Annotated in this window: 24 protein-coding genes, 1 tRNA gene and 1 pseudogene; 10 read left to right on the top strand and 16 right to left on the bottom strand. The window is 69.4% G+C overall.

The features are described 5' to 3' along the window. Position 1: 1 nt before the first annotated feature. The 5 genes from folE to nudB are packed head-to-tail and all read right to left on the bottom strand — an operon-like array spanning position 2 to position 5,200. Complete coding sequence (gene folE / locus ASF43_RS15555) at positions 2-730, bottom strand: GTP cyclohydrolase I (RefSeq protein ID WP_056183465.1); 729 nt, start codon at positions 728-730, stop codon at positions 2-4. Between the two features lie 15 nt (positions 731-745). After that, complete coding sequence (locus ASF43_RS15560) at positions 746-2,485, bottom strand: ATP-dependent DNA ligase (RefSeq protein WP_056182760.1); 1,740 nt, start codon at positions 2,483-2,485, stop codon at positions 746-748. After that, positions 2,482-3,516: a ligase-associated DNA damage response exonuclease gene (locus ASF43_RS15565; protein WP_056182763.1), complete on the bottom strand. Its 1,035-nt coding sequence runs from the start codon at positions 3,514-3,516 to the stop codon at positions 2,482-2,484. The genes ASF43_RS15560 and ASF43_RS15565 overlap by 4 nt, the downstream gene beginning before the upstream one ends. 2 nt (positions 3,517-3,518) lie before the next feature. Next, positions 3,519-4,733 carry a cardiolipin synthase ClsB gene (gene clsB / locus ASF43_RS15570; RefSeq protein ID WP_056182766.1) on the bottom strand — a complete coding sequence of 405 codons (1,215 nt, stop codon included), beginning with the start codon at positions 4,731-4,733 and terminating at the stop codon, positions 3,519-3,521. Continuing rightward, positions 4,733-5,200, bottom strand: a complete 468-nt coding sequence (gene nudB / locus ASF43_RS15575) for a dihydroneopterin triphosphate diphosphatase (protein WP_056182769.1) — start codon at positions 5,198-5,200, stop codon at positions 4,733-4,735. Before nudB ends, clsB begins: the two co-directional genes overlap by 1 nt. A 165-nt stretch (positions 5,201-5,365) precedes the next feature. On the opposite strand from nudB, the gene ASF43_RS15580 reads away from it, so the two are divergent. Continuing rightward, the gene (locus tag ASF43_RS15580; RefSeq protein WP_056182772.1) at positions 5,366-6,343 is read left to right on the top strand and encodes a GMP reductase; all 978 of its coding nucleotides are present in this window, start codon (positions 5,366-5,368) and stop codon (positions 6,341-6,343) included. A gap of 3 nt (positions 6,344-6,346) precedes the next feature. On the opposite strand, the gene ASF43_RS15585 is transcribed toward ASF43_RS15580, so the two are convergent. Continuing rightward, positions 6,347-7,264 carry a PfkB family carbohydrate kinase gene (locus ASF43_RS15585; protein ID WP_056182773.1) on the bottom strand — a complete coding sequence of 306 codons (918 nt, stop codon included), beginning with the start codon at positions 7,262-7,264 and terminating at the stop codon, positions 6,347-6,349. 199 nt (positions 7,265-7,463) lie between these two features. On the opposite strand from ASF43_RS15585, the gene ASF43_RS15590 reads away from it, so the two are divergent. Next, positions 7,464-7,539 (top strand) — tRNA-Lys (locus tag ASF43_RS15590). A gap of 355 nt (positions 7,540-7,894) precedes the next feature. On the opposite strand, the gene ASF43_RS15595 is transcribed toward ASF43_RS15590, so the two are convergent. Next, positions 7,895-8,833, bottom strand: a complete 939-nt coding sequence (locus tag ASF43_RS15595; protein WP_162241813.1) for a LysR family transcriptional regulator — start codon at positions 8,831-8,833, stop codon at positions 7,895-7,897. A 165-nt stretch (positions 8,834-8,998) separates the two neighbouring features. On the opposite strand from ASF43_RS15595, the gene ASF43_RS15600 reads away from it, so the two are divergent. The 8 genes and pseudogenes from ASF43_RS15600 to ASF43_RS32295 all read left to right on the top strand — a co-directional run. Further along, the gene (locus tag ASF43_RS15600) at positions 8,999-10,198 is read left to right on the top strand and encodes an alpha/beta hydrolase (RefSeq protein ID WP_156373329.1); all 1,200 of its coding nucleotides are present in this window, start codon (positions 8,999-9,001) and stop codon (positions 10,196-10,198) included. Positions 10,199-10,292: 94 nt separating this feature from the next. Then, complete coding sequence (locus ASF43_RS15605; protein ID WP_056182782.1) at positions 10,293-10,877, top strand: O-methyltransferase; 585 nt, start codon at positions 10,293-10,295, stop codon at positions 10,875-10,877. A 47-nt stretch (positions 10,878-10,924) separates the two neighbouring features. Beyond that, positions 10,925-11,791 (top strand): NmrA family NAD(P)-binding protein, encoded by an 867-nt coding sequence (locus ASF43_RS15610; RefSeq protein ID WP_056182785.1) that lies wholly within the window; start codon positions 10,925-10,927, stop codon positions 11,789-11,791. Between the two features lie 82 nt (positions 11,792-11,873). Beyond that, positions 11,874-12,185, top strand: coding sequence for a hypothetical protein (locus ASF43_RS15615; RefSeq protein ID WP_056182788.1), 312 nt, complete (start codon positions 11,874-11,876; stop codon positions 12,183-12,185). Positions 12,186-12,301: 116 nt separating this feature from the next. Continuing rightward, positions 12,302-12,586 carry a type II toxin-antitoxin system HigB family toxin gene (locus tag ASF43_RS15620; RefSeq protein WP_056182791.1) on the top strand — a complete coding sequence of 95 codons (285 nt, stop codon included), beginning with the start codon at positions 12,302-12,304 and terminating at the stop codon, positions 12,584-12,586. 29 nt (positions 12,587-12,615) lie between these two features. Continuing rightward, entirely contained in the window at positions 12,616-13,857 is a 1,242-nt protein-coding gene (locus tag ASF43_RS15625) for a transcriptional regulator (protein WP_056183468.1), read from the top strand. A 172-nt stretch (positions 13,858-14,029) separates the two neighbouring features. After that, positions 14,030-14,152 (top strand): hypothetical protein, encoded by a 123-nt coding sequence (locus tag ASF43_RS32045; protein WP_255358119.1) that lies wholly within the window; start codon positions 14,030-14,032, stop codon positions 14,150-14,152. Between the two features lie 353 nt (positions 14,153-14,505). Then, a pseudogene (locus ASF43_RS32295) lies at positions 14,506-15,090 on the top strand (type I restriction-modification system subunit M N-terminal domain-containing protein); the annotation flags it as partial. Positions 15,091-15,141: 51 nt separating this feature from the next. Here ASF43_RS32295 and puhE read toward each other — a convergent pair. The 9 genes from puhE to ASF43_RS15675 form a co-directional block, all read right to left on the bottom strand. Continuing rightward, on the bottom strand, positions 15,142-15,912 hold the full coding sequence (gene puhE / locus ASF43_RS15635; protein WP_056182797.1) for a putative photosynthetic complex assembly protein PuhE: 771 nt from the start codon (positions 15,910-15,912) through the stop codon (positions 15,142-15,144). Positions 15,913-15,919: 7 nt separating this feature from the next. Beyond that, positions 15,920-16,990, bottom strand: coding sequence for a magnesium-protoporphyrin IX monomethyl ester (oxidative) cyclase (acsF, locus tag ASF43_RS15640; RefSeq protein ID WP_056182800.1), 1,071 nt, complete (start codon positions 16,988-16,990; stop codon positions 15,920-15,922). Between the two features lie 16 nt (positions 16,991-17,006). Then, positions 17,007-17,432: a photosynthetic complex assembly protein PuhC gene (gene puhC, locus ASF43_RS15645; protein ID WP_056182803.1), complete on the bottom strand. Its 426-nt coding sequence runs from the start codon at positions 17,430-17,432 to the stop codon at positions 17,007-17,009. 24 nt (positions 17,433-17,456) lie between these two features. Next, a complete protein-coding gene (gene puhB, locus ASF43_RS15650) occupies positions 17,457-18,182 on the bottom strand; it encodes a photosynthetic complex putative assembly protein PuhB (RefSeq protein ID WP_082497879.1) in 726 nt (241 codons plus the stop codon). Beyond that, positions 18,179-18,952, bottom strand: coding sequence for a photosynthetic reaction center subunit H (gene puhA / locus ASF43_RS15655; protein WP_056182805.1), 774 nt, complete (start codon positions 18,950-18,952; stop codon positions 18,179-18,181). Before puhA ends, puhB begins: the two co-directional genes overlap by 4 nt. A gap of 11 nt (positions 18,953-18,963) precedes the next feature. Continuing rightward, positions 18,964-20,421 carry a BCD family MFS transporter gene (locus ASF43_RS15660; protein ID WP_056182808.1) on the bottom strand — a complete coding sequence of 486 codons (1,458 nt, stop codon included), beginning with the start codon at positions 20,419-20,421 and terminating at the stop codon, positions 18,964-18,966. A gap of 408 nt (positions 20,422-20,829) precedes the next feature. Beyond that, on the bottom strand, positions 20,830-21,543 hold the full coding sequence (gene bchM / locus ASF43_RS15665) for a magnesium protoporphyrin IX methyltransferase (RefSeq protein WP_056183469.1): 714 nt from the start codon (positions 21,541-21,543) through the stop codon (positions 20,830-20,832). Between the two features lie 2 nt (positions 21,544-21,545). Next, a complete protein-coding gene (gene bchL, locus ASF43_RS15670; RefSeq protein WP_056182812.1) occupies positions 21,546-22,454 on the bottom strand; it encodes a ferredoxin:protochlorophyllide reductase (ATP-dependent) iron-sulfur ATP-binding protein in 909 nt (302 codons plus the stop codon). Continuing rightward, positions 22,451-26,236 carry a magnesium chelatase subunit H gene (locus ASF43_RS15675; protein WP_200932541.1) on the bottom strand — a complete coding sequence of 1,262 codons (3,786 nt, stop codon included), beginning with the start codon at positions 26,234-26,236 and terminating at the stop codon, positions 22,451-22,453. The genes bchL and ASF43_RS15675 overlap by 4 nt, the downstream gene beginning before the upstream one ends.

The raw sequence follows: 26,236 nt of genomic DNA on the forward strand, positions 1-26,236 counted from the left end.
GTCAGTTCTTTCGAGGGATCAGGGACAGGAATTCGCGCCGCAGGTTCGGGTCCTTCAGGAACACGCCGCGCATGACCGAGTTGATCATCTTGCTGTCCATGTCCTTCACGCCGCGCCAGGCCATGCAGTAGTGGCTGGCCTCCATCACGATGGCCAAACCGTCGGGCTGGGTCTTGTCCATGATGAGGTCGGCCAGTTGCACCACGGCCTCCTCCTGGATCTGCGGGCGGCCCATGATCCACTCGGCCAGCCGCGCGTACTTGGACAGGCCGATCACGTTGGTGTGCTCGTTGGGCATCACGCCGATCCAGACCTTGCCGATCACCGGGCAGAAGTGGTGCGAGCAGGCGCTGCGCACCGTGATCGGCCCCACGATCATGAGCTCGTTCAGGTGCTCGGCGTTGGGAAACTCGGTGATGCTGGGCGGCTTCACATAGCGGCCGCGGAACACCTCGTTGACATACATCTTGGCCACGCGGCGCGCGGTGTTGTCGGTGTTGTGGTCGCGCTCGGTGTCAATGACCATGCTGGAGAGCACGCCCTCCATCTTCTGCGTGACCTCGTCCAGCAGCTTCTCGAGTTCGCCGGGTTCGATGAACTCGGCGATGTTGTCGTTGGCGTTGAAGCGCTTGCGGGCCGCGACCAGACGCTCGCGGATCTTCACGGAGACCGGCGTGCCTTCGTCATCGGCCTGAGTGGTGGACAGCGCTGCTGCGCCAGGGGGGTGCATGAGCATCGCGGCATATTAACCGAGGCCCTGCGGCGTGACGGCGGCCAAGGCCAGCAGGCCTTCGAGGTCCTGCATGGTGCCGGCCTCGTGCAGCGGCTTGTCGCCCCTGATGCGCAGCATGCGCGGGAAGCGCACGGCGATGCCGCTCTTGTGGCGCGGGCTTCGGTTGATGCCCTCGAAGCCCAGCTCGAACACCAGCGAGGGCTTGACGCTGCGCACCGGGCCGAATTTCTCCAGCGTGGTCCTGCGGATGATGGCGTCGACGCGGCGGAACTCCTCGTCCGTGAGGCCGGAGTAAGCCTTGGCGAAGGCCACCAGCTGCAGCGCGCCGGGCTGCGCTGGCTGCTTGCGTGCGATCGCGTCGAGCACCGCCTGGGCCTCGGCCGCATCGGCCGGCGTGCGGTTCCAGACGGCGAAGGTGTAGTCGGTGTAGACCGAGGCGCGGCGGCCATGGCCGGCCTGGGCGTAGATCAGCACGGCGTCCACCGTCATCGGGTCGATCTTCCACTTCCACCACAGGCCGTCCTGCTTGGTGCGGCCGGTGCCGTAGGCGGCGTCGCGGCGCTTGAGCATCAGGCCTTCGACACTGCGCACGCGCGACTCGGCACGCAGCGCGGCCAGGCCTTGCCAGTCGTCGGCCACGACAAGGGGCGACAGGCGCAGCGCGGCGTGCGCGGCGACCACGGGCTCCAGCCGCGCGCGGCGCTCGGCCTGCGGCAAGGCGCGCAGGTCCTGGCCCGCGAACTCCAGCAGGTCGTAGGCCGCGAATACCACCGGCGCATCGGCGAGCACCTTGCGCGTGATGTTCTTGCGGCCGATGCGCTGCTGCAGCAACGCGAAGGGCGCGGGCTGCGGAGCGCCCTCCAGCCAGACCAGGATCTCGCCGTCCAGCACCGTGCCGTCGGGCAGGGCGGCCGCGGCGGCCACGATCTCGGGAAAGCGGTCGGTGACCAGCTCCTCGCCACGCGACCACACCCAGACCTGGGCCGCGCGCTTGACGATCTGGCCGCGGATGCCGTCGTACTTCCATTCCACCTGCCAGCCGGTGGGCGGCCCCAGGCGCTCGTCGAACTGCGCGAGCGGCGCGTCGAGCTGATGCGCGAGGAAGAAGGGGTAGGGCTGGCCGGGGTCGGCCGCCGCGTCGGGCTGGCTGTCGTCCGTCTGCTGCGTCAAGGCCAGGTAGCGCGTGACGCTGGGCATGGTCTTCGCGTCGGTGTAGCCCATCATGCGCTGCGCCACGCGCTTGGCGTCCACGCCGGCATGGGCGGCCAGCGCACGCTGCACCAGCAGCTTGCTGACGCCCACGCGAAAGCCGCCACCCACCAGCTTGGTCAGCAGGAAGCGGCCCTGCGGGTCCAGCTCGTTCCAGTAGCCGCGCACGCGCTGGGCCACCTCGGGCTCGGGCAGGCCGCGCAGCGGCAGCAGGCGCTGCTCGATCCAGAAGGCCAGGCCCAGGTCGCTGGCGCTGCCGGGCTCGGGGAGCGGCAGCACGTAGGCAATGGTTTCGGCCAAGTCGCCAGCGGCGTGGTAGCACTCGTCGAACAGCCAGTCGGCGATGCCGGCCATCTCACAGGCCAGCGCGCGCAGCGTGGATGTGCGCACCACCTGGCGTGGCTTGCCGCCGGCCAGGAAGTACACCGCCCAGGCCGCGTCTTCAGCCGGCGCGCTGTCGAAGTAACGCTGCAGCGCCTGCACCTTGGCCGTGGTCGAGGTGGTGCTGTCCAGCTCGGTGAACAGCCGCGCGAACGGCTTCATGCGGGCGCGGCCTCGGCCGGGGTCTCGGCGTCCAGTGCGTCGTCGCCGTACTCGGTGTGGAAAGCCTCGGCGGCCAGCCCCTGCTCCGTGAGATGCCGCACCATGACCGGGATGCTGCCGTGCGTGACGATCACGCGCTGCGCGCCGGTGGCGCCAATGGCGCGCATCAGACCGGGCCAGTCCGCATGGTCGCTGAGCACGAAGCCGCGGTCGTAGCCGCCGCGCCGGCGCGTGCCGCGCAGCTGCATCCAGCCGCTGGCAAACGCCGTGCTGGTGTCGGCACCGAAACGCCGTGCCCAGATGCCGGCGGCAGCGGCAGGCGGGCACAGCACCAGTGCCCGCTTGAAAACGCTGCGGTCCGCCACGTCGGTGGCCAGCAGGGTGGGCGGCAGGTTGACGCCGGCCGCGCGGTAGGCCTCGTTCAAAGGCTGCACCGCGCCGTGCACGACGATGGGGCCGATGGCCGCGTCCACGCCCGACAGGATGCGCTGCGCCTTGCCAAAGCTGTAGCAGCACAGCAGGCTCGGCCGCCCGGCTTCGGCATTGGCCGACCACCAGGCGTCGATGCCGGCAAAGATTTCGGCATCCTCGCGCCAGCGGTACAGCGGCAGGCCGAAGGTCGACTCGGTGATGAACACGTCGCAGCGCTGCGGCTCGAAGGGCGCGCAGGTCGCATCCGGCGCTACCTTGTAGTCGCCGCTGGCCACCCAGACCTGGCCGCCATGCGACAGTCGCACCTGGGCCGAGCCCAGCACATGGCCGGCCGGGTGCAGCGAGATCTCCACGCCCTGGTGCGTGATGCGCTCCCCGTAAGCCAGGGTCTGCAATTCGATCTCGCCCAGGCGCTGGCGCAGCACGCCTTCACCGGGCGCGGCCGCCAGGTAGTGGCTGTGGCCCATGCGTGCGTGGTCGGCGTGCGCGTGCGTGATCACGGCACGCGCCACGGGGCGCCAGGGGTCGATGTAGAAGTCGCCGGGCGGGCAGTACAGGCCCTCGGCGCGCTGCACGATGAGGTCGTTGTCGCGGGCCATCGTCAGTAGCGGTTGCCCGTGACAAACAGGCCCAGGCGCATGACGGCCATGGCCAGCCGTTCCTTGCAGCGCTGCAGCAGCGGGCGCTCGTCGTAGCGGGCCATCTCCATGCGCTGGCCGCCGTCGCGCATCGCCAGGTCCAGGCGCTGCGCCAACTGCTGCGCGAAGGGGGCGTCTTCGATGACGACATTGGCCTCGCGTGCCAGCAGCAGGCTCAGAGGGTCGAGGTTGGAGGAGCCCACCGTGGCCCAGTGTCCGTCGACCACAGCCACCTTGGCGTGCAGGAAGCTGGGCGCGTATTCGTGGATCTCCACGCCCGCGTCCAGCAGCATGCCGTAGACCGGGCGCGAAGCGTGGTACTGCAAGAAGTACTCGTAGCGGCCCTGCAGCAGCAGCCGCACGCGCACGCCACGCCGGGCGGCTTGCACCAGGGCGTTGCGCAATTTGCGGCCGGGGATGAAGTAGGCGTTGGCGATCACGATTTCGTGCCGCGCCGCGCCGATGGCCTTGAGGTAGGCCTGCTCGATGCGCTTGCGGTGACGCAGGTTGTCGCGCAGCAGCAGTGTGGCGCGCGTCAGCGGCGGGCGCGAAGCGTTGTGGGTGCCGGTCGCAGCCTGTCCTTCGGCATCATCGATCAGGTCGCGCATGGCGCTCGGCAGGTCATGCCTGCGCAGGTCGTGCACGGCCTGCAGGCGGCGCCACAGCTGGCCCACGGTGCGGTGGGCGTCGGCCACGAGCGGGCCGGTCACGCGCACGGCGAAATCAAGCCGCGGGGCTTGCAGCGCGCCCCAGCTCGGGTCGTGGTAGTCGTCCAGCACGTTGATGCCACCGCAGAACGCCGTGTGCCCGTCGACCACACAGAGCTTGCGGTGCAAACGGCGCCAGCGCGTGGGCAGCAGCAGCACCAGCGCGTTGACGGGAGAGTAGATGCGCCACGTCACGCCAGCCTCGGCGAAGCGCTTCGCCCACGACGGCGGAGCGCGGCCGGTGCCCAGGCCGTCGACAGCCACGCAGGTGCGCACGCCGCGCTCGGCCGCACGGACCAGCGCCTCGGCCACCGCGGTGCTGCTGCCGGTGAAGTCGAAGATGTACGTCTCGAAGTGGATCTCGCGCCGCGCAGCGTCCATGGCCGCGATCAGCGCGGGGAAGAACGCGTGCGAGCCTTCCAGCAGTTCGATGCGGTGGCCGCCCTGCAGCCTCGCCGTGGCGTGCGCCATCAACGCTCCAGGAAGCGCGGCAGCATCAAGATGGCCTCGGCGTTCGAGGGCGAGAAGCAGGCATCTGCCGCCGCGCGCCAAGGCAGCCACTGAAAGGCCGTGTGCTCGCGGGGACTCAGCTGAACGGGAGTGCCGGCGGGCACCGTGAGGCCGAACACGTGCTCGGTGTTGTGCAGCACGCCGGGGCCGTAGCGGTGCTGCCACTGCGGGTAGATCTCGTAGACGTTCTGCAGCTGCCAGTCGACCAGCTGCGCGGCCAGCGGCGAGCCGGGGCCGCAGGCGATGCCGGTCTCTTCGAGCACCTCGCGCGCGGCCGTGGTGCGCAAGTCTTCTTCGAGCGTGTCTTTACTGCCGGTGACCGACTGCCAATGGGCATCGCCGTCCACGCGCCGGATCAACAGCACATCGCGTGCCGCCGTGTGGATCACCACCAGCACCGATTGCGGAATCTTGTAGGGCCTGGCCATTGCGGCGGGATTCTAGGGCGCGGGGTATGGGCTTCATCGGCTCGCTAGAATCAATCACCGGGCCCAAGCAATTGAAGCCCGGTTTTTTGTGGCCCGCACGGGGCCACGGCCGGGGTCATTCCAAGCGCTCAATCGTTGTTCAACCATTGATGAAAGCTGGATGCCATGGAAATCTTCGACTACGACAATGTCCTGCTGCTGCCGCGCAAGTGCCGCGTGGAAAGCCGCTCCGAATGCGACGCCAGCGTGACGCTGGGCGGCCGCAGCTTCCGCATCCCGGTGGTGCCCGCCAACATGAAGACCGTGGTCGACGAGGCCACCTGTTTGTGGATGGCGCAGCACGGCTACTTCTACGTGATGCACCGCTTCGACCTGGACAACGTGGCCTTCGTGCGCCGCATGCGCGAGCACAACGTCTTCGCCTCAATCTCGCTGGGCGTGAAGCAGCCGGACTACGACACCGTGGACCAGCTGGCCAAGCTGGGGCTCGTGCCCGAGTACATCACCATCGACATCGCCCATGGCCATGCCGACAGCGTGAAGAACATGATCGCCTACCTCAAGGACAAGCTGCCTGCGTCCTTCGTGATCGCGGGCAACGTGGGCACGCCCGAAGCCATCATCGACCTGGAGAACTGGGGCGCGGACGCGACCAAGGTCGGCATCGGGCCGGGCAAGGTCTGCATCACCAAGCTCAAGACCGGGTTCGGCACAGGCGGCTGGCAGCTGTCGGCGCTCAAGTGGTGTGCGCGTGTGGCCACCAAGCCCATCATTGCCGACGGCGGCATCCGCGACCATGGCGACATCGCCAAGAGCATCCGCTTCGGCGCGTCCATGGTCATGATCGGTTCGCTGTTCGCGGGCCATGAAGAGTCGCCCGGGCAGACTGTCGAGGTCGACGGCAAGCTGTTCAAGGAGTACTACGGTTCCGCCAGCGACTTCAACAAGGGCGAGTACCGCCACGTCGAGGGCAAGCGCATCCTGGAGCCGATCAAGGGCAAGCTGGCCGACACGCTCATCGAAATGGAGCAGGACGTGCAGAGCTCTATCAGCTACGCCGGTGGCAAGAAGCTGATGGACATCCGCAAGGTGAACTACGTGATCCTGGGCGGCGACAACGCAGGCGAACACCTGCTGATGTAGCCCTCAATGGGGCTGGGCTGCGAGGAAGCGTTCGACCTGCGCGCAGTCCGGGCCCTCGGCCACGCCGCCGGCACGCTGGCACTTGAGTGCCGCGGCGGCGCTGGCAAAACGCATGGCCTGCTCGTCGGGCATTGCGCGCACCAGCGCCATGGCCAGCGCGGCGTGGAACACGTCGCCGGCACCGTTGGTGTCCACGGCGCGTACGGCGAAAGCGGGCATGCTGCGCACGGGCCCGCCCGGGCGCTGCCAGCGTACGCCATGGGCGCCGAGCGTGACGGCGGCCAGATGGGCGCCGGCCTGCAGTGCCTCGCCCAGGCCATCGGCCACGGTGCCATGGCCGGCGAACGACGCCAGCCCCGATTCGGAGAACACCGCCCAGTCGGCCAGTGCGGCCAGCGCCCGCAGGTCCTGCTGCGGCGAGAGGTCGCCATCGAGCAGAGACGGCACGCCGGCCGCACGTGCCCAGCGCAAGGCCGCCTGCGCACCCGGCATCCAGCGCGGATCGGCCATCAGCACCTGGCAACCGTGCAGCACCGCGACGTCCAGCGCCGCAGCGCGTTGCAGCGCGTCGCCGCGGTGGTTGTAGATCTGGCGCTCGCCGTGCGCGTCGATGATGACGGCCGACACCGACGAAGCCGCGCCCACCACGCGTTGCAGCTGCTCGCAGTTCACGCCACCGGCTTGCAGCCGCTGCACCAGGAAATCGCCGGCATCGTCATCGCCCACGGCGCCATGCATGCGCACCGCCGCGCCCAGCCGGGCTGCCGCGATCGAGGCATTCGCGGCCATGCCGCCCGAGATGGCGCGGTAGGCGCGTGCCGGTGTCTTCGTGGGTAGGGCGGGGAATGCCTCGATCGAAAAGCAGTGATCCAGCGCGGCATGGCCGACCGTGCAGATGCGCCATTGGGTGGGCTCGCCCATGTGTTCTTTCCTCCCGGCCAGTTTCCTTTGTCGCTTGCTCGGCTGGCCGCGGCGCCATCTTAGGGGGCAATTTGTGCGCTGCATTTGCAGTAGCTGTAAAAAATGGGTTATAGTCGCGGGCTTCCGAGCACTGAACAGCGCCACAAGCGCTGTAGAAGCAAAGAATACAAACAAGAAGAACAACAGGCAAAGTGAATTGGGGCTCTTAGCTCAGTTGGTAGAGCAGCGGACTCTTAATCCGTAGGTCGAGTGTTCGAGTCACTCAGGGCCCACCAAAACAGAACGAAGCACCTGGCGAGAAGTCGCCAGGTGCTTTTTTCTTGTGGGCGCCCGTCCCGACTGCGATGCCACCAATGCGGTCCGCGAACGGTGACAACCGTCGCGCCAAGCATTGCGCGTTGCGGCCTCGCGCGCCACGCCGCGTCCGCGAGCGCAAGCCCCACCTTCAGCGTTTGCGCTTGGCAGCGGCAGCACCATGCTTGCTGCCATCGGCACGCCCTACCAGCACCTCGGCCGGCCTGGGCCGCGTGTGGTGGCTCATGACGTCATGGCGCACACGGCTAGCGGCAAGCAGGGCACGGCGTACGCGCCAGCCTGTCGCTGGGTTCCAGCGATGTCGTCGACACACTCTCACGCCAGGGCCTGCGCCAGCATCCCCCGCAGCCATCCACCGGCGGCGTCGCGGTGGCTGCGGTCGTGCCAGATGAGCCGGTAGTCGAAGGCCAACTCGGGCACGGCCACGGGCCGCACCACCAGGGCCGGATCCGCCGCCCAGCTGCGCACCATGCGCTGCGGCCACAGCGCCAGCAAGCCGGCCTGCGCGATGGCCTGCGCGCCAAAGCTGAAGTAGGGCAGTTCCAGCCGCATGCGGGGCCCCGGCAAGCCCACGCGCTGGTAGGGGTCGTCGGTGGCATGGCCGTTGCCTTGCGGGTGGCGCACCGCCACGTGGGCATGGGCGCGAGCCAGGCGCAGTCCGTCCAGGTCCACCGGCCCGGGCGGCAGCCGCGCCCAGACCGCATGCTGCGCCGGCCCCAGGAGCGCGTAGTGCTCGCGGAACAGGGTGCGGAAGTGGAAGGCGCCGGGCAGCGCATCGTCGGCAAAGAGGGCCACATCCAGCGCACCGTGCTCCAGCTGCCGCAAGGTGTTGGAGGACCAGGGGTCCACGCTCAGGCCGATGTGCGGCGCCTCGTGGGCCAGCAGCGACAGGCAGCGCTCGGCCAGGACCGACACGCCGTAGTCCGTGCTCGCTAGGCGGAACACGCGGGTGCTGTGCGCCGGCACGAAGGGGCTGGGCAGCAGGGCCTCGTGCAGGGCGGCCAGGGCGCGGTCCAGGGGGTCGTGCAGCGCCTGGGCGCGCGGCGTGAGCACGAAGCCGGCACGGGTGCGGACCAGCAGCGCGTCGCCCAGGATCTTGCGCAGCCGCGCCATCGTGCGCGAGGCCGCCGGCTGGCTCAACCCGGCCGCCGCACCGGCCTGCGTGATGCTGGCGGAGCGAAGCAGGGCCAGCAGGAAGCGCAGCTGGCGCAGGTCCAAGGCCGCCAGAACGGCGGCGGCATCTGTGGGTGTCATGGGGGCGTCGGGTGCCGGGGCGCGGATGTCGACCCGCGAGCATGCACCAAACCCGGCCGGTGCGGCAGCATCCACCTGGCGCATGTCCGGCATGACCGGCGCGGCCTTGTGCCGGGCGTGGCGCAGCGCAGAAGATCGCCGGCCTCACCCCATCGGACCCACCCCATGCCTCGACCCCCATCACCGACCACCCCGCGCCAGCGCCCGCCGCGCCGGCCTGCATTGCGCACGCTGAGGCCGCTCGCTGCCCTGTGCGCCGCCCTGCTGTGCAGCGGCGCCGGCACGGCCAGTGCCGCCACCCCCACCCCCACCGGCACCAGCACCGCACCCGCTGCGGCCACGGTGCCGGCCGTACCCGCCCACCTGGGCGCGGGCCCGTCCAGCGGCTTTCGCACCCAGGCCTGGGACGCCGCCCAGCGCATCGATGCCGGCGCCTACCTGGTCGAGCGCGTGCGCTTCGTGGTGCAGGGCAGCGAGGTCGTAGGCAACCTGTTCCTGCCCCGGCGGCCTGCGCAGCCGGCAGCGCGCGCGGCGGCCGTGGTCGTCATCGGGCCGGTGGCCTACGTGAAGGAGCAGGCCCCGATGCAGTACGCCAGCCGCCTGGCGCAGCAGGGCCTGGTGGCCCTGGTGTTCGACCCGCGCCACCACGGCGAGTCGCAGGGCGAGCCGCGGCGCCACGAAAGCGGCCCCGCCAAGGTGGCCGATCTGCGGGCGGCGGCAGCCTACCTCGCGCAGCGGCCCGAGGTGGATGCCGCGCGCATCCATGCGCTGGGCGTGTGCCAGGGCGTGAACTGGGCCGCCGACGCCACGCAGCAGGAGCCCTTGCTGCAATCGGTCGCGCTGGTGGCCGGTCACTACCTCACGCCGCAAACCGCTGCGCTGTACCTGGGCAGCCCCGAGGCGGTGCGCGCCCGCATCGCGCGCGCCCACGATGCGCGCCTGGCCTTCGAGCGCGAGGGGCGCACGGACTACATCCCCATCGTCAGCCTGAGCGACGCCAACGCGCTGCTGACGGCGCGGCCCATCCACGACTTCTACTACCGGTGGGCCGACCGGGGCCCCTTCGCCGGCCACACCGGCCTGTGGGAAAACCGCATCACGCAGATGAGCGAAGCGGGCATCTGGGGCCACGACATCGCACCCTCCTTGCGCGCCCTGCGCAAGCCGGTCCTGATGCTGCACAGCGACCGCGCCGCCAGCGGGCCCGAGATCCCGCGCCGGCTGTTCGAGCAGATCGGCAGCGAACGCAAGGCCCAGGTCTGGCTGCCCGAGCGCAACCAGATCCAGTTCTACCAGGACCCGACCACGCTGGACGCGGTGGTGGCGCACCTGGCACCGTTCTTCGCCGACGGCACGGCCCGGTGACGCCCGCGGAACACCGCCTGCCGATGCCCCGGGCGCCGGCCGCCGCATCCGCCCGCCCCCAGGCCTGGTGCGACGGCCGCCCCGTCGCTGCGCCATGACCCTGCCGTCGCACACCCGAGCGCCCCTGCCCCTGGACCCGGACCCCCATGCCGATCTGCGGGAGGCCACCCGCCGCCACCGACAAGCCCACGGCTGCGGTGCCTACACATTCGAAGACGGCGCGGGCCTGCTGCGCTGCGTGCAGGGCCTGCAGCCCCGGCGCATCCTGGAGCTGGGCTGCGCGCTGGGCTACACCGCCTGCACGCTGGCCACGGCGGCGCCCCAGGCGCAGGTGGTGACGGTCGATGGCGACGACGCGCATGTGCGCCTGGCGCGCGAGGCCATCGCCCGGCGTGGCCTGGATGCACGGGTGCAGGTGCGGCACGCGCGCTTCGACGCCGTGCTGCGCGAGCAGCCCCCCGCATCCTTCGATCTGGTGTTCTTCGACGGCTTTGCGCCCGACGCCGCCCTCCTGCAGGACATCGCGCGGGTGCTGGCGCCCCGGGGCCACCTGGTCTGTTCCAACACGCAGCTGGCGGACGATCCGCGGGCGCTGCGCGCGGCGCAGGCCCTGCACTTCGCGGAACTGCGCGACCTGGCCCTGGAAGGCGGACGCACCCGCGTGCTGCGGCTGCGCTGACCACTTTCCTTCTTCGACCTGCTTCGTCCATCACCCGGGAGTCATCCATGTACGCCATCACCGGCGCCTTCGGCCAGACCGGCCAAGCCCTGTGCCACACCCTGCTGGCCCAGGGCCACCCCGTGCGCATGCTCGTGCGCCGCGACGACGGTGAGGCCTCGGCCTGGCGGGCCCGCGGGGCCGAGGTCCGCGTGGCCGATCTGCTGGACACGTCCGCGCTGGCCCGCGCCTTCGAGGGCGCCCAGGCGGCCTACCTGATGAACCCGCCGGCCTACTTCGCGGACGACCTCTACGCCCAGGCCCGGGCCGTGCACACCAGCCTGGTCGCCGCCGCCGCCATGGCGCGCGTGCCGCATGTGGTGGGCCTGTCCTCCATCGGCGCCCAGCACGCGCGCGGGACGGGCAACATCCTCACCACCCACGACCTGGAACAACGGCTCGCGGCGTACCCCGGGCGCGTCACGCTGCTGCGTGCGGCCAACTTCATGGAGAACTGGGCCTGGTCCTTCGACAGCGTCCGGCAGCGCGGCGTGCTGCCCTCCATGTTCCGGCCATTGGAGCGGGCTGTGCCCATGGTCAGCGCCCAGGACGTCGGGGCCACCGCCGCCGCACTGCTGCAAGCGCCAGGCACGGTGCAGCGGCACATCGTCGAACTGTGGGGCGAAGACAGTTCGCCCCACGACGCCGCGCGCGTGCTGAGTGCCCTGCACGGCCGCCCGGTGCAGGCCGTGCAGGCCGACCCGGCCGAGTGGGCGGCGGCGATGCGCGGCCAGGGCTTTCCGGCCGCCACCGTCACCGCGTTCGTGAAACTGTTCGAAGGATTCAACACCGGGCACACGCGCTTCGAAGGGACGCACGAGACGCGCCGGGGGACCACGACGCTGCAGCAGGCCTTGGCCGCCGTCTGGGCCTGAGGTCCGCTGGCAGACCCGGCTCGGCGCGCGTCCCGCGCACCAGCACGCCGAACGGGCCGATGGAGACCGTGCCCTCGCCCCAATGCAGCGCATCGCTGTCCTGCAGGTCGCGGCGGAACTGGCCCACGTAGCGCGCGGACTGCGCGACGGCCTGCACGTCGGCGGTCAAGGGCGCAGCCGGCGCGGTGAGGATGGGCAGCAGTTGCACGCCGAGGCCGAAGCCGATGGCGCTGACGAGGGCGTGGGATGCGATGAGCAGCAACAGCTTTTCATGGAAGCGGTCTCCGGTGCGGCTGCAGCGTGCCCTGTGGGTGTGTGGCCGTGCGGGCGATTGCGCGGCGGCGGTGCGGGGTGCGGCCGCGGCGCGATCAGCAGTCAGCCCCTGTCGGCGTGAAGCAGCCTGGGGCAGCGGCAGCCCTGAAGCACTATTCCCGCGATTGATGGTCATTGACAGTATCTCGATTGGGAAAGTATCATCTTCCTCTACTGCAGGAAACAGTCGCTCCTCCCATGCAACTACTCGGCCTACTGAAGCTGGACGACTTCAAGCGCAGACATGCTGATGCACGGGGGCCGCTCGATGCTTGGCGTTCTGAGGCAGAGCGTGCGCGGTGGGCAGGCCCGCAAGACATCAAGCTCAGGTATCCCAGCGCCAGCTTTCTGGCAGACAACAAGGTCATCTTCAACATCAAGGGCAACAACTACCGGCTGGTCATCAAGGCCAAGTACCAAAACGGCTTGATCCTGATCGAGTGGGTTGGCACGCATGCCGAGTACGACAAACAAAAGTTCTAGATCAGGCGCGGAACATGAAAGGAATGGAGATGAAGCAACAGGTGAAAGTGATCAAGACGCAGCGTGACTACGATGCGGCGATCGTTCGTCTGTCGGCTTTGATGGACGATGACGTGGCGCCCGGCTCCGGCAAGGAAGCCGAACTGGAATTGCTGGCGCTGGTCATCGAGTCCTACGAGCGCAGCAAGGTCGAGCCCGTGGTGCTCGATCCGATCGAAGCCATCCTGTTTCGCATGGATCAGCTCGGGCTCAAGAAGGTCGACCTGGTGCCTTACATGGGCTCGTTGCCCAAGGTGTCCGAGGTGCTGGCGCGCAAACGCCCGCTCAACCTGGCAATGATCCGCAAACTGCACCAGGGCCTGGGCATCGCGGCTGACGTGCTGCTGGCGCAAACCGATGATGCGATCGATCTGGACGAAGCACTCCCCTACGACACGGCCAAGTTCCCGCTCAAGGAGATGTGCGCGCGCGGGTACTTCGAAGGCTTCCACGGCACCTTCCGTGAAGCCAAGGACAAGGCGGAAGAATTGATCCGCAGGTTCATGCGCGGCTTCGACCTGCAGCCGATCCACCAGGCGCGGCTGCGTGCCCCGATGCACCAGAGCGGCAGTCGCCTGATGGACGAGTACGCCTTGTTGACCTGGCATGTGGCGGTGCTGAAGAAGGCGCGTCAACGCAAACTCAAGTCCGCCTACGTGAAGGGCAGCCTGACCGAGGAACGCCTGCGCGAACTGGCTCGCCTGTCGCGTTTCGAGCAAGGGCCGCGGCTGGCGCAGGAGTTTCTGGCCGACATGGGCATTGCCCTCGTCTTCGAAGATCACTTCAGCAAAACCTACCTCGACGGTGCCGCCATGTTCGATGGCGATCTTCCCGTGGTGGCGCTGACCCTGCGGCACGACCGGCTCGACAACTTCTGGTTCGCATTGCTGCACGAACTGGTGCACGTCCAGAGACACCTGGGCCCGGATCGTTGGTTCATCGCCGACAACCTCGAAGACAAGGTCCATCAACAGAGCGCTGAGGAACGTGAAGCAGACGAAGGCGCGCGGGACATCTTGATCCCGCAGGCCGAATGGCTTGCCTCAGGGTTGACCGTAGAGCCGACGATGGAGACCGCGATGGCCTTGGCGGACAAGTTGCGCATTCACCCCACCATCGTGGCGGGGCGCGTTCGCTTTGAAGCAAGCAACTGGCGGCTGCTCAGCAGCATCAAGGCGGACGTGCGCCCACTGTTCGGCGATCAACTGCGGGAGCTTGCTCAACCAGCTTGATCAACAAAGAAAAAGCCCTTGAGTGTTAGCGCACTCAAGGGCCTTGGTGAGGTGAAAAGGGGTCTACCAAACCACCCAGGCAAATCACGTCTTAGCGAAGACGGCGGATCCTACCAGTTCGCAGTGCACGGGCCAGAGTGAAAACCCCTCAACGCTTCTACGAGGAGTTGGCATGGCCTACACCCGCTGGAAGAACGTTTTTGTGCGGGCTTACGTCCGCTTCCGGTACGGACGCCGGGAGCACGTTTGTCAGCACTGGCGTTCGCACCCCGGTCAGATGGAACTGTTCACCTGACCTGCCCCAAGCAGGCGCCCTGCGTCATGCAGGATGCCTGCTTCTCCGTCGCACTCGAAACTGAAAGGTATCCGTCATGGCAAGTAAGAAGCCCACCAACGAGCAGACCTCCGCTCGCGTTGCTTCAACGGCATCGAAGCTGTTGAGCAATCCCAAGACCCCGGCTGCGGTGAAATCTGTCGCGGCCTCGGCGCTGACTCAGCGGCCCAGCGCCAAGCCCAAGGGCCGTTGATTTCAACGCAACCCTGTTGATCCTGAGCCCGCGTGAAGCGGGCTCTCTGCATGTGCAAAGACCGCGCCTTCGCGCCAACGGCGCGGCCACCGGCGACACCAGAACACCGTAAAACAAGAAAATGGACCAATCGCAACTCAAGTGGATCGCCGACTTCATCTGGAACATCGCCGATGACCGGCTGCGCGACGTCTATGTGCGCGGCAAATACCGCGACGTGATCCTGCCCTTCATCGTGCTGCGGCGTCTGGATGCGTTGCTCGAGACGACCAAGCAGGCCGTGCTCGCAATGAAGAAGCAGCTGGATGCCGCTCAGGTCGCCAACCAGGATGGCGCGCTGCGCGGCGCCGCTGGGCAAGCGTTCTACAACACCGCCGCCAGCACGCTGACCGACCTGCAGTCCATCAGCAGTGGCCAGCGCCTGCGTGACAGCTTCATCGCCTTCCTGGATGGCTTCTCGCCGAACGTGCAGGAGATTCTGACCAAGTTCAAGTTCCGCGACCAGATCCAGACGCTGGTCGAGGCCGACATCCTGGGCCACCTGATCAGCGACTTCCTGAAGCCCGACGTCAACCTCTCACCCAAGCCTGTACTGGACGAGGACGGCCGCGTGCGTCTGCCCGCACTGGACAACCACGGCATGGGCACGGTGTTCGAGGAGCTGATCCGCCGCTTCAACGAAGAGAACAACGAAGAGGCCGGCGACACTCGTTGCCATGCCGTGATCGACCGCCACCAGTCTGGATCCGTCCCCACCTCACACTTCGCGCTGCACCCGCGACCGCATCCCCCACGCCCACAGCTTCTCGCTCGGCAGCGGCAGCACCATGAACCAGTGCTCCAGCACCGCCAGGCTCAGCAGCGTGGCGACCAGGCAGGCGCCCGTGGCCCCGAATGCCGTGGCGACGGGATGCACCGCCGCCTGCCACACCGCGCCTGCGGCCAGCGTGCCGGCGATCACCGAACTGGCGAACAGCGCGTTGCTGGGCCGCTGGCGGAAGTAGCTGTGCATGTAGCGCAGGTGCTCGGGCAGGAACTGCTCGTTGAGGTTGCGCACGCCCAAAAACACGTTGAGCTTGGCCGACAGGCGCATGACCCACAGCGCGAGGAAGGTCCACAGCGCGACCTGGTTGGGCTGGCCCCAGGTCAGCCACAGGATCGCCGCGCCGAGTGCCAGCAGCGCCAGTTCGTGCCACAAGATGGCCATGATGGCATGGCCCACGCGGCGCCAGCCGGCCGAGCCCGATGGGCAGGGGCTGCGGCGCGGGCCGGTCACGTAGCCGAGCAGGAAGCCCAGTTCCTGCCAGCCCCAGACGGCGATGGTGGCGGTGAAGGCCAGGTAGGCGCCGCTCACGCGCGTGTCGCCCGCCGTCACCGCCACGCCGCACAGGGCCACGCCCAGCAGCACGGTGGCTGCGCCCATCAGCGCACCGTGCCAGCGGCGCGGCAGGCCGTTCAGGTACAGGATCACGCCCGTGCTCGCCCACCAGACCACGAGGGTGTAGAGCAGCGGGGCGAGCAGCCGCACGGCGTGTCTACCAGCTCGGCGCCACGCGCATGTCGGCCGGCAGTGCGTGCTGCTTCACGGGGCGCAGGTACAGCCGCACGAAGCTGCTGGCCGCACCCAGCGCGGCCCAGCCCTGCTGCAGCTTGCCGACCACGCCGCCGCGCGCCTTGGCCGCGTCGATGCGGCGCGACCAGTGCAGCAGCCGCTCCAGCCCCGCGCGGAAGGCCGGGTGATCGGTGTCCAGGCTGATCGGGAACACTTGGCGGCTGATCTCGGTCGTGATGTCGAAGACCTTGTAGTCGTAGGTGGTCGGGTCCATGCCCAGCGCCTCGGCCAGCCAGGGGCGGGTGTGGTCGCGCACGTACATGGTGGCGTACACGGCCAGCAGGAAGAAGCGCACCCACAGCAGGTTGGCGCCCTGCAGCAGGTGGGGTTGCGCACGCATCAGCAGCGCGAAGGATTCGCCGTGGCGAAACTCGTCGTTGCACCAGCGTTCGAACCAGCGAAAGATCGGGTGGAAGCGGTGCTCGGGGTGCCGCTCCAGCTGGCGAAAGATGGTGATGTAGCGCGCGTAGCCGATCTTCTCGCTGAGGTAGGTGGCGTAGAAGATGTACTTCGGGCGGAAGAAGGTGTAGGCCTTGGTGCGCTTCAAGTTCACCAGGTCCACGCCCAGGCCGAAGTCCTTGAGCGACTGGTTCAGGAAGTTGGCATGCCGCGATTCGTCGCGCGTCATGTAGCGCATCAGCTGCTTGATGTCGGGGTTGTCGACATGCTTGGCGATCTCGGCGTACAGCACGCAGCCGCTGTACTCGCTGGTCAGCGAGCTGACCAGGAACTCCTGGAAGTCGCGGCGCAGTTGGGGCGACCACTTCGCCGACGCGGCCGTCACCTCGGCCGCGAATGCTGCGTCGCGCTGGAAGTGGTCGTGGTTGTTGTCGCCTTCGTACTCGGCCATCATGGTGTCCCATTCGGCGCGCACCGGCCCCACGTCCAGCCGGTTCATGGCGGCGTAGTCGGTGGTGTAGAAGCGCGGCGTGAGCACCGTCTCCTGCTTGGCCAGGCGGGCGGCGTCGTCGGGGGTGTGCAGTTCGGCTTGCATGGGGGCTCCCTGGGGTCTACAGCAGACGCGCGAACACGGCGGCGTTCACCGGTCCGAAGGATTCGAGGTCGATGCGGCGCTGGGTGGCCGGGTCGATCAGCGTGAGGCGGCCGTCGGCGCGCGCGATCAGTTCGAACGGCATCGCCGGGCCGATGCCCTGGCGCTTGCGCTCGCGCACCAGGCCGCGCATGGTGCTGCGGATGAAGCCGCCGGTGCCGGCCTCCACCGTGTCCAGCACCTGGCCGCTGCGGTCGTCGATGACGCGCAGGCTGCCGTCCTCGCCGTCGGCAAAGCGCAGCGCGCGTTGCGCGACCGGGGCGGCGTCGGCCTGCTGGCGGATGTCGAGGCCGGTCAGCCGCACGGCCGCCGTGGCGGCCAGCGCGCACAGCACCAGCACGACCATCGCGAGCAGCGGCAGGGGGGCCAGGCGTTGGGTGGTCATGGTGGTGGTCTTTCGGTTCAGGTGTCAGGCGTGCGCGTGCAGGCCGCGCGTGGGCTGGGGCGACACCGTGGGCGCGGCGGCGGGCAGCTCGCGCACCGGGCGCTGCGGCAAGGGCTGTGCGGCTTCTTCTGCGGGCAGTGCGGCCTGGGCGTGGGCCACGCGCAGGGCCTGGGCCAGTTGGGCCGCCACGGCGGCGGCCTGCGCGGCGGGCAGGGCGCGCAGCAGGGGCTGCGGCTGGCGCAGGTGCCAGGGGCGCGCATGCGGCCACAGGTGCGGGTAGGCGATGCGGTCGTCGCCGGCCAGGGCCAGCGCGATGTCTCCACTGCCCTTGCGCTGGCTGGCCGCGGCGATGCGCTTGAGCGGCAGGTTGAAGGTGATGGACAGCACCACGCCGATGCGCATGACCACGCGCTGACTGGTCAGCGTGTAGACGCTGGTGCGCGCGATCAGCCAGGCCATGCCGGCGATCAGGCCCAGGCCCAGCGTGATGGGCGCCAGCATGCCCAGGCAGCCCCACAGCGCCGCGCCCAGGCCCGCGCCGTCGTACAGGTCGCTGGCCAGCCGCCAGGCCAGCAGCAGCGCGAAGTACAGCGCCACCTTGCGGATGTGCAGGGCCTGCACCGCGATCAGCTTCGCATCGGGGCTGCCCTGCCACAGCAGCGTCTCGCCGGGCGGCAGCGCCTCGGGCAGGCCGTGCGTGGCCTCGAACTCGTGCTCGTGCGCGGGCTCGAGGATGTTGACGGCTTTCACAGCAGCGGCTCCTGCCGCGCGGCCGTGGCGTACAGCGTGCCGGCGCCGTAGTAGGCCATGATCTTTTCTTCCTCCAGCATGGTCACCTGCTCGGCCTGCTTGGTGCCCGGCACGTCGGCGAAGTGCTGGCCCAGGATGGAGCGCACCAGCACGCGGCGCGCCTGCACGCGCGCGAAGTTGATCGGCAGCAGCACGCGGCGGCCGCCCGCGGCCTGCACCTCGACATAGCGGAACAGCATCTCGGCACGGTCCACCCACAGGTCGACCACGGTGCCGCCCTCGACCATGTCGGCGCCGTAGACCGGCAGGCCGCGCGGGTCCACGTCTTCGCGCGCCACGCCGAAGCCGGCACCAGCCGCACGCAGCGGCACGATGCGGGCGTCGCCCTCGACCGTGCGGTCCGGCCGGTCGGCACGGTCGGCCCAGGCACCGGGGCCCACGCCGGCCAGCAGCGGGTTGCCTGAACCCAACGAGGAAGGCTCCAGCGGCAGGCCGCGGTACACGCCCTCGTGCAGCGGCGGCTGGTTGTCGCGCCGCGCATGGTTCGGCGCCTGCACCGTGCTGCCATCGGCCATGCGGTAGGTCTTGGGCTCGGGCACCGCGGGGAAGCCCTGGTGCGTGATGCGGCCCGAGCGGTCGGACTCCAGCGGGTAGCCCTCGCGCTTGTTCTCGCGGTGGAGGTAATAGATCAGGCCCGCGAAGAACACCCAGAAGGCGTAGAGCACGAGTTGGGCGACGTCGATGTAGCCCGTGATGGCACCGGTTTGCATGTGAAGCTCCTTCAGCCAGGGAATTCCGCCAGGCCGAAGCGCCGGGCAGGGGGGGAGGGGTCGGTGCGCGCCGCGCGGCGGCTGCGCACCAGGGGGCCGATGGCGACCAGCGCGGCGAACAGCAGCGCGATCTCCAGGTGGTAGACGGTGCTGTAGGGCACCGAGACATCCGTCATCGCCGGCCCCAGCAGCCCGTGGGCGCTGAGCCAGCCGAACAGGTCGCGCAGCAGGCCGCCGGCCGCCGTGGCCAGGCCCGCGCAACCGGCCTGCACAGACCCCCACGCGCCGAGCGCCAGCCCGGCATGGCCATCGACCTTCAGGCCCATGGCGACGATCAGCATGCACACGGCGAACAGCCCGCCGCCCAGGCCGATGCCGAACGATCCGATGCGAAACAGCAGGGCCGACTGCAGCGGCGCGGCGAACACCACGGCGGCAAAAGCGAAGATGCCGACCAGCGCGCCGAGCGCCGCCAGGCGGTACGGGTCGGCCCCGCGCTGCAGCTTGCGCGCCGCGAAGGCGAAGGCCAGCAACGAGCCCAGCGCCAGCCCGGCCGTCAGCAGGCTGGTGGCCGCCACCGACAGGCCCAGCACGGTGGCGCCGTAAGGCTCCAGCACCACGTCCTGCATCGCGAAGCCGGCCGTGCCCAGGCCCAGCGCCACCAGAAAGCGTTTGGCCTGCGGCTGCGCCACGAAGCGCCCCCAGGCGCTGCGGAACGGCGGCTCGGCCGGCTCGGCGCGGCGGTTGGGGCTGCGCGCCTCCTGCTTCCACAGCGCGATGCCGTTCAGCACCACGGTGAGGATGGCCGCGCCCTGCACCACGCCGACCAGCCGCGTGGGCGTGAACTCCATCAGCACCAGGCTGAAGAGCACGCTGCCCACCAGCATGCCGGCCAGCAGCATCACGTACATCAGCGCCACCACGCGCGGGCGCTTCTCGGGCGGAGACAAATCGGTGGCCAGCGCCAGCCCGGCCGTCTGCGTGGTCTGCATGCCCAGGCCGACCAGCAGGAAGCCGAAGGCCGCCGCCGCCTCAGGGATGGCTGGGATGACGATCGCCGCCTGGCCGACGACACCGCTGGGGGCCATCAGCAGCAGCGCGAACGGCAGGATGCACAGGCCGCCGAACTGCAGCAGCGTGCCGAACCACAGGTAGGGCACGCGCCGCCAGCCCAGGGCCGAGCGGTGCGTGTCGGAGCGGTACCCCACGAACGCGCGCAGCGGCGCCACCAGCATCGGCAGCGCCACCATCAGCGCCACCAGCCCGGCCGCCATGCCCATCTCCACGATCATCACGCGGTTCAGCGTGCCCACCAGCAAGGCCGCGGCCATGCCCACCGAGACCTGGAACAGCGCCAGGCGCAGCAGGCGGGCGAGCGGCAGGTCGGTGCTGGCCGCGTCGGCGAAGGGCAGCAGCTGCGGGGATATGCGGGTCCACAGCTTGAGGATGCGGGCGGGGGCGATGTTCATGGGCGTTGTCCCTCGTGGGAGAGAAGGCAGCGCACTGTGCGGGTGGGCGCGCGGGCCGAGGCCACCGGGTAGCCCCTTCCGCGAATGTCCCCCGCCAGGGCCGCAGGCGGCCCAGGCTCCTCCTTTATTTCGCTGCAGGGACCACCCGATGCCCTCGACCCTGGACACGTCGCGTTGTGCCAGCCGATCCAGCACGGCGCTGACAGACCACGACGATGGTGTGCTCCACGCAGCGAAATAAAGGAGGAGGCTTGGCCCGCCTTGACGGCCCCAGGCCGGCAAGGCGGGCCAAGCCGGGGGACATTCGCTTCGTTCCGGACACCGTCGGCGTGGTCCGCCCACCGCGCGTGAACAAGCCGCGATGAATCACCGCACATCGTTCCTTGGAAGCGACGGCGCAAAGACATCTCAACGTGCTCCGCGCACCATCTCGCAAGCCTGCGAGGTGTAGAAGCCACTGGCGATGCGCTCGGTGCGCGCCTGTTGCCAGCCAGGAACATTGCGCGACAGGCGCGTGCGCAACCCGTCGACCCCGACCGGCACGATGGCCGGCGCGCGGTCGCCACGCGGGAACAGCTTGCCCACGTTGTGCATGACCGTGAGCAGCGGCGTGCGCGGTGCCACGGTAAACACGATGCTGTTGCGCACACGACCCGACCAGCCTTGCAGCAGCGCAGCCGCGTCGTCGGGCTGGTAGTGGATCAGCGAGTCCATCGCCACCACGTGGTCGAAGTCGCCATCGTCCGGCGCGCGCATGTCGCCGCTGCGCCAGGTGATGTGCTCGCGCAGCAGCGCTGCATCGGCCTCGGCATCGCAGCGCTCGCGGCCCAGTTGCACCAGCGTGGCCGAGAGGTCGATGGCCAGCACCTGCGCGCCGCGCCGTGCGGCTTCGACAGCCAGCGCGCCCGTGCCGCAGCCGGCGTCGAGCAGGCGCAGGCCCGTCATGTCGGTGGGCAACCACGACAGCAAGGTCGAACGCATGCGATCCCGCCCTGCACGCACCGTGGCGCGGATGCCGCTGACCGGTGCGTTGGACGTGAGCCGCGCCCAGGTGGCGGCGGCCGTGCGGTCGAAGTAGGTTTCGATCTCGCCGCGGCGCTGGACGTATTGGTTGGTCGTCATGGTCAATCGAATCCGAGCAGGTCGAACAGGTCGCGGTCCTTGAGCGGAATGGCCTCCAGCGGCTCACCGCCCAGGTACAGCGCGGCGGCCAGGCGCATGTACTCGGCCTGCACCTTCTCCAGCTCGGGGCTGGCTTCCATCTCGAACAGCGTGCTCTTCTTCAGGCGGCTGCGGCGGATCACGTCCAGGTCGGGGAAGTGCGCGGCCAGCTTGAGGCCGGCGCGGGTGTTGTACTTGTCGATCTGGTCGGTGGCCGCGCTGCGGTTGGCGATCACGCCGCCCAGGCGCACCTTGTAGTTCTTGGCCTTGGCACCGATGGCCTGCACGATGCGGTTCATCGCGAAGATGGAATCGAAGTCGTTGGCCGTGACGATCAGCGCGCGGTCGGCGTGCTGCAGCGGCGCGGCGAAACCGCCGCACACCACATCGCCCAGCACGTCGAAGATCACCACGTCGGTGTCTTCCAGCAGGTGGTGTTCCTTGAGCAGCTTGACCGTCTGGCCGACCACGTAGCCGCCGCAGCCGGTGCCGGCCGGCGGGCCGCCGGCCTCCACGCACTGCACGCCGTTGTAGCCCTCGAACATGAAGTCCTCGGGCCGCAACTCTTCGGCGTGGAAGTCCACCGTCTCCAGCACGTCGATGACGGTCGGCAGCATCTTCTTGGTCAGCGTGAAGGTGCTGTCGTGCTTGGGGTCGCAGCCGATCTGCAGCACGCGCTTGCCCAGGCGCGAGAACGCGGCCGAGAGGTTGGACGAGGTGGTGCTCTTGCCGATGCCGCCCTTGCCGTAGATCGCGAACACCTTGGCGGTGCCGATGCTCACGTTCGGGTCCAGCTGCACCTGCAGGCTGCCCTCGCCATCGAGCCTTCGCTTGCTGATGGTGCGGATCGGAAATTCTTCGACTGCGTTCATGCCGCTGCCCTTTCGACGAAGACACCTTCGAGGCGGTCTTCGAGTTCATCGCCGGCCTGGCGCAGGGCTTCGAGCGTGTCGGCGTCCGGTTGCCAGTATTGCCTGTCGCAGGCCTCCAGCAAACGGTTCGCCAGCCGCGCCGAGGCGGTTGGATTGAGTCGGGCCAGGCGTTCGCGCATGGCCGCATCGAGCACAAAGGTTTCACTCAGGCGCTGGTAGACCCAGGGCTGCACCTGGCCCGTGGTGGCGGACCAGCCCAGCGTGTTGGTCAGGTGCACCTCGATCTGGCGCACGCCTTCGTAGCCGTGTTCCAGCATGCCTTCGTACCACTTGGGGTTGAGCATGCGGGTGTGCGTCTCCAGCGAGACCTGTTCGGACAGGGTGCGCACCACGCCGGCATCGCCCACCGTCTGGTCGCCGATGTAGACGGGCAGCAGCGGCGCGGCCTGGCCGTCGGGGGCGCGCTGCGCGCGCTGCACCGCGCGGCTGATGCCGCCCAGCGTGTCGAAGTAGGTGTCCACCGTGGTCACGCCCAGCTCCACCGAATCGAGGTTCTGGTAGGCCAGTTCCACGTTCTTCAGCACGCTGGCCAGCAGCGCGGCCTTCTGCACCGGGCGGCCGCTGCGGCCGTAGGCGAAGCCCTTGCGGCGGGTGTAGGTCTCGGCCAGTTCGTCTTCTTCCTGCCAGGCGCCGTTGTCGATCAGGCTGCCGACGTTGGCACCGTAGGCGCCCTCGGCGTTGCCGAACACGCGCAGGGCGGCTGTCTCCAGGTCGCAGCCCTGTTCGCGCTGGTAGGCCAGGGCGTGCTTGCGCACGAAGTTCAGGTGCTCGGGTTCGTCGGCCGACGCGGCGAGGAAGGCGGCCTCGGCCAGCAGCTTGATCTGCGCCGGCAGCAGGTCGCGGAAGATGCCCGAGAGCGTGACCATCACGTCGACGCGGGGGCGGCCGAGTTGGTCGAGTGGCACCAGCTCGGCGCCGGCCAGGCGGCCGTAGCTGTCGAAGCGTGGCGTGGCGCCGATCAGGGCCAGCGCCTGGCCGATGGGGGCGCCTTCGCTCTTCAGGTTGTCCGTGCCCCACAGCACCAGCGCGATGGATTCGGGGAAGCCGTGGCCGTCCTGCGCGTGCCGCTCCAGCAGGCGCGTGGCCTGGCGGGCGCCGTCCTGCACCGCGAAGCGGCTGGGGATGCGCGTGGGGTCGAAGCCGTGCAGGTTGCGGCCGGTGGGCAGGATGTCGGGGTTGCGCAGCAGGTCGCCGCCCGGGGCCGGGCGAAGGTAGCCGCCGTCGAGCGCGTGGACCACGGCAGCGAGCTCACTGTCGGTGGCCAGCAGGCGGGATGTGTTCGCCAGCGACTCCATGTGCAAGCGGCGTTCGGCGTCGGCGCTGCGGCCTTCTTCGAGCAGCAGCTCGGTGGCGCTGGCGCCGGCGACCAGGCGCTCGATCTGGGCCTGGCTGGGGGCCTGGCCGGTGGGGAAGCTCGCCTCCGCGCAGGCCAGCAGCATGCCCACGCGGTCGGCGGGCTTGGGCACCTCGCCCAGCACATGCAGGCCGTGCGGGATCAGCGTGTGCTCCAGCTCCTGCAGCGCGTCGGCCAGTTGCATCACGGCGGCGTCGGCCGATGCATCCCAGGCCGCACCGCCGGCCGGCAGCAGGTTCATGGCCTGGCCTTGCGACTGCAGCAGCGGCGCCAGCGCGGCGCGCTCGGCATCTGCCTGCGGTGCCAGCGTGCGCCAGTGCAGCAGGCTGGCCTTCAGGTCGACCAGGCCCTGGTACAGCCCGGCCTGCGCCACGGGGGGCGTGAGGTAGCTGATCAGCGTGGCGGCGCTGCGGCGCTTGGCCAGCATGCCTTCGGACGGGTTGTTGGCCGCGTAGATGTAGAGGTTGGGCAGGTCGCCGATCAGGCGGTCGGGCCAGCAGTCGCCCGACAGGCCGGCCTGCTTGCCGGGCATGAACTCCAGCGCGCCATGCGTGCCGAAATGCAGCACGGCGTGGGCGCCGAAGTCCTCGCGCATCCAGCGGTAGAAGGCCGAGAAGGCATGCGTAGGCGCAAAGCCGCGCTCGAACAGCAGCCGCATCGGGTCGCCCTCGTGGCCGAAGGCGGGCTGGATGCCGACGAAGACGTTGCCGAAGCGCTCGCCCAGCACCTGGATCTGCTGGCCATCGCTCTGCTGGCGGCCGGGCGCCGGGCCCCAGGTGCGCTCGATCTCGGCCAGCCAGCGCTCTCGGCGCACATGCTCGTTGGCCGGGATGCGCGCGTGCACATTGGCCAGCGCGCCGTGGCGTGCGGCGTTGCCGACCAGCAGGCGTTCGCGCAGCGCGTCCACGCTCGCCGGCAGTTCCACCGTGTAGCCGGCGCGCTGCAGTGCGGCCAGCGTGTTGTAGAGCGAGGCGAACACGGCCAGGTGGGCGGCCGTGCCGGTGTTGCCGGCGTTGGGCGGGAAGTTGAACAGCACGGCGGCGATGCGGCGGCCGGCGCGCTCGCTGCGCTTCAAGCCCACCAGCCGTGCCACGCGCGCGGCCAGCATCTCGGCACGGTCGGGGCAGGTGTGCATGTCGTTGTGGCCTTCGCTCTTGGCGAAGGTGCAGTGCCGGCTGCAGCCGGTGCAGGCGGTGCCGGCGGCGTCGCTGCGGCCGCCGTAGACCATGGGGCCGGTCGAGCCATCCAGCTCGGGGATGGCGACCATCATGGTGGACTCCAGCGGCAGCAGGCCGCGCTCGGAGCCGCCCCAGGCCTCCAGCGTCTGGAATTCCACCGGCATCACCGAGAGGTAGGGCACGTCGAGCTGGGCCAGCAGCGTCTCGGCGGCCTTGGCGTCGTTGTAGGCGGGGCCGCCGACGAGCGAGAAGCCGGTCAGCGAGACCAGCGCATCGATGGTGGGGCGGCCGTCCTGGATGAAGAACTTCTCCACCGCCGGCCGTGCGTCCAGCCCGGCGGCGAAGGCCGGCAGCACCTGCAGGCCCTTGGCCTCCAGCGCGGTGATCACGCCGTCGTAGTGGGCGGTGTTGCCCGCCAGCAGGTAGGAGCGCAGCATCAGCAGGCCCACCGTGCCGCCGGGCTTCGTGCCGGCCAGTGCGAGGGGGCGCGGCAGATCGCGTGCGTGTTCGCTGATGCGCTGGGCCATGCGCGGGTGGTAGACGCCCAGCTCCGGGTATTCGGTGGGCTCGGCGGGCTTGGTGTGGCCACGCAGCGTGGCGCGCGGGCCGCTCGCGTAGCGGTCCACGAGCATGTGGACCAGCGCGGCGATGTTCTCCTGCGAGCCGGCCAGCCAGTACTGCAGCACCAGGAAATAGATGCGCACGTCCTGCGCGGTGCCGGGGATGAAGCGCAGGATCTTGGGCAGGCGGCGCAGCATCTTCATCTGCTGCGCGCCGGCGCTGGCCTTGACCTTGTCGTCGCCGCTGGTAGCCGACTTGCCGCGCAGGCGCTTGAGCAGCGCCATGGGGCCGCTGACCTTGCCGTCCATGGCGAACTTGCCCATGCGCGTGAGCTTCATGACCTCGCCGGCCGACATGGCGCAGACCATCGCGTCGCAGGCATCGCGGCGCGCGCGCAGCGCCTCGATGACGGGCAGGAAGTGGTCTTCCATGAACAGCATGGTGACCAGGATGATGTCGCCGCGGCCGATGTCGGCGATGCAGTGGCGCAGGGCCTCTTCGTCGGTGGCCCAGTCGGCCGCCGCGTGGACCGAGAGACTGACGCCCGGCAGCGAGCGGGCCAGCACGCCGTGCGCGCGTTCGGCGGCGCTGCGCAGGTGGCTGTCCATGGTGATCAGCACGACGCGCAT

The organism is Pseudorhodoferax sp. Leaf267, assembly GCF_001422405.1.
GTDB lineage: Bacteria > Pseudomonadota > Gammaproteobacteria > Burkholderiales > Burkholderiaceae_C > Pseudorhodoferax.

What these genes read in the sequence shown, in the direction of transcription:
- puhC (WP_056182803.1), bottom strand. Translation starts at nt 17,432, where the DNA reads ATGACCACCCAACGCCTGGCCCCCCTGCCGCTGCTCGCGATGGTCGTG.
- folE (WP_056183465.1), bottom strand. Translation starts at nt 730, where the DNA reads ATGCACCCCCCTGGCGCAGCAGCGCTGTCCACCACTCAGGCCGATGAC.
- ASF43_RS32045 (WP_255358119.1), top strand. Translation starts at nt 14,030, where the DNA reads ATGGCCTACACCCGCTGGAAGAACGTTTTTGTGCGGGCTTACGTCCGC.
- ASF43_RS15610 (WP_056182785.1), top strand. Translation starts at nt 10,925, where the DNA reads ATGTACGCCATCACCGGCGCCTTCGGCCAGACCGGCCAAGCCCTGTGC.
- ASF43_RS15560 (WP_056182760.1), bottom strand. Translation starts at nt 2,485, where the DNA reads ATGAAGCCGTTCGCGCGGCTGTTCACCGAGCTGGACAGCACCACCTCG.
- ASF43_RS15580 (WP_056182772.1), top strand. Translation starts at nt 5,366, where the DNA reads ATGGAAATCTTCGACTACGACAATGTCCTGCTGCTGCCGCGCAAGTGC.
- acsF (WP_056182800.1), bottom strand. Translation starts at nt 16,990, where the DNA reads ATGCAAGCCGAACTGCACACCCCCGACGACGCCGCCCGCCTGGCCAAG.
- ASF43_RS15625 (WP_056183468.1), top strand. Translation starts at nt 12,616, where the DNA reads ATGAAGCAACAGGTGAAAGTGATCAAGACGCAGCGTGACTACGATGCG.
- bchM (WP_056183469.1), bottom strand. Translation starts at nt 21,543, where the DNA reads ATGACGACCAACCAATACGTCCAGCGCCGCGGCGAGATCGAAACCTAC.
- ASF43_RS15675 (WP_200932541.1), bottom strand. Translation starts at nt 26,236, where the DNA reads ATGCGCGTCGTGCTGATCACCATGGACAGCCACCTGCGCAGCGCCGCC.
- ASF43_RS15660 (WP_056182808.1), bottom strand. Translation starts at nt 20,421, where the DNA reads ATGAACATCGCCCCCGCCCGCATCCTCAAGCTGTGGACCCGCATATCC.
- ASF43_RS15565 (WP_056182763.1), bottom strand. Translation starts at nt 3,516, where the DNA reads ATGGCCCGCGACAACGACCTCATCGTGCAGCGCGCCGAGGGCCTGTAC.
- ASF43_RS15615 (WP_056182788.1), top strand. Translation starts at nt 11,874, where the DNA reads ATGCAGCGCATCGCTGTCCTGCAGGTCGCGGCGGAACTGGCCCACGTA.
- ASF43_RS15595 (WP_162241813.1), bottom strand. Translation starts at nt 8,833, where the DNA reads ATGACACCCACAGATGCCGCCGCCGTTCTGGCGGCCTTGGACCTGCGC.
- clsB (WP_056182766.1), bottom strand. Translation starts at nt 4,733, where the DNA reads ATGGCGCACGCCACGGCGAGGCTGCAGGGCGGCCACCGCATCGAACTG.
- ASF43_RS15600 (WP_156373329.1), top strand. Translation starts at nt 8,999, where the DNA reads ATGCCTCGACCCCCATCACCGACCACCCCGCGCCAGCGCCCGCCGCGC.
- ASF43_RS15605 (WP_056182782.1), top strand. Translation starts at nt 10,293, where the DNA reads ATGACCCTGCCGTCGCACACCCGAGCGCCCCTGCCCCTGGACCCGGAC.
- ASF43_RS15585 (WP_056182773.1), bottom strand. Translation starts at nt 7,264, where the DNA reads ATGGGCGAGCCCACCCAATGGCGCATCTGCACGGTCGGCCATGCCGCG.
- puhA (WP_056182805.1), bottom strand. Translation starts at nt 18,952, where the DNA reads ATGCAAACCGGTGCCATCACGGGCTACATCGACGTCGCCCAACTCGTG.
- nudB (WP_056182769.1), bottom strand. Translation starts at nt 5,200, where the DNA reads ATGGCCAGGCCCTACAAGATTCCGCAATCGGTGCTGGTGGTGATCCAC.
- ASF43_RS15620 (WP_056182791.1), top strand. Translation starts at nt 12,302, where the DNA reads ATGCAACTACTCGGCCTACTGAAGCTGGACGACTTCAAGCGCAGACAT.
- bchL (WP_056182812.1), bottom strand. Translation starts at nt 22,454, where the DNA reads ATGAACGCAGTCGAAGAATTTCCGATCCGCACCATCAGCAAGCGAAGG.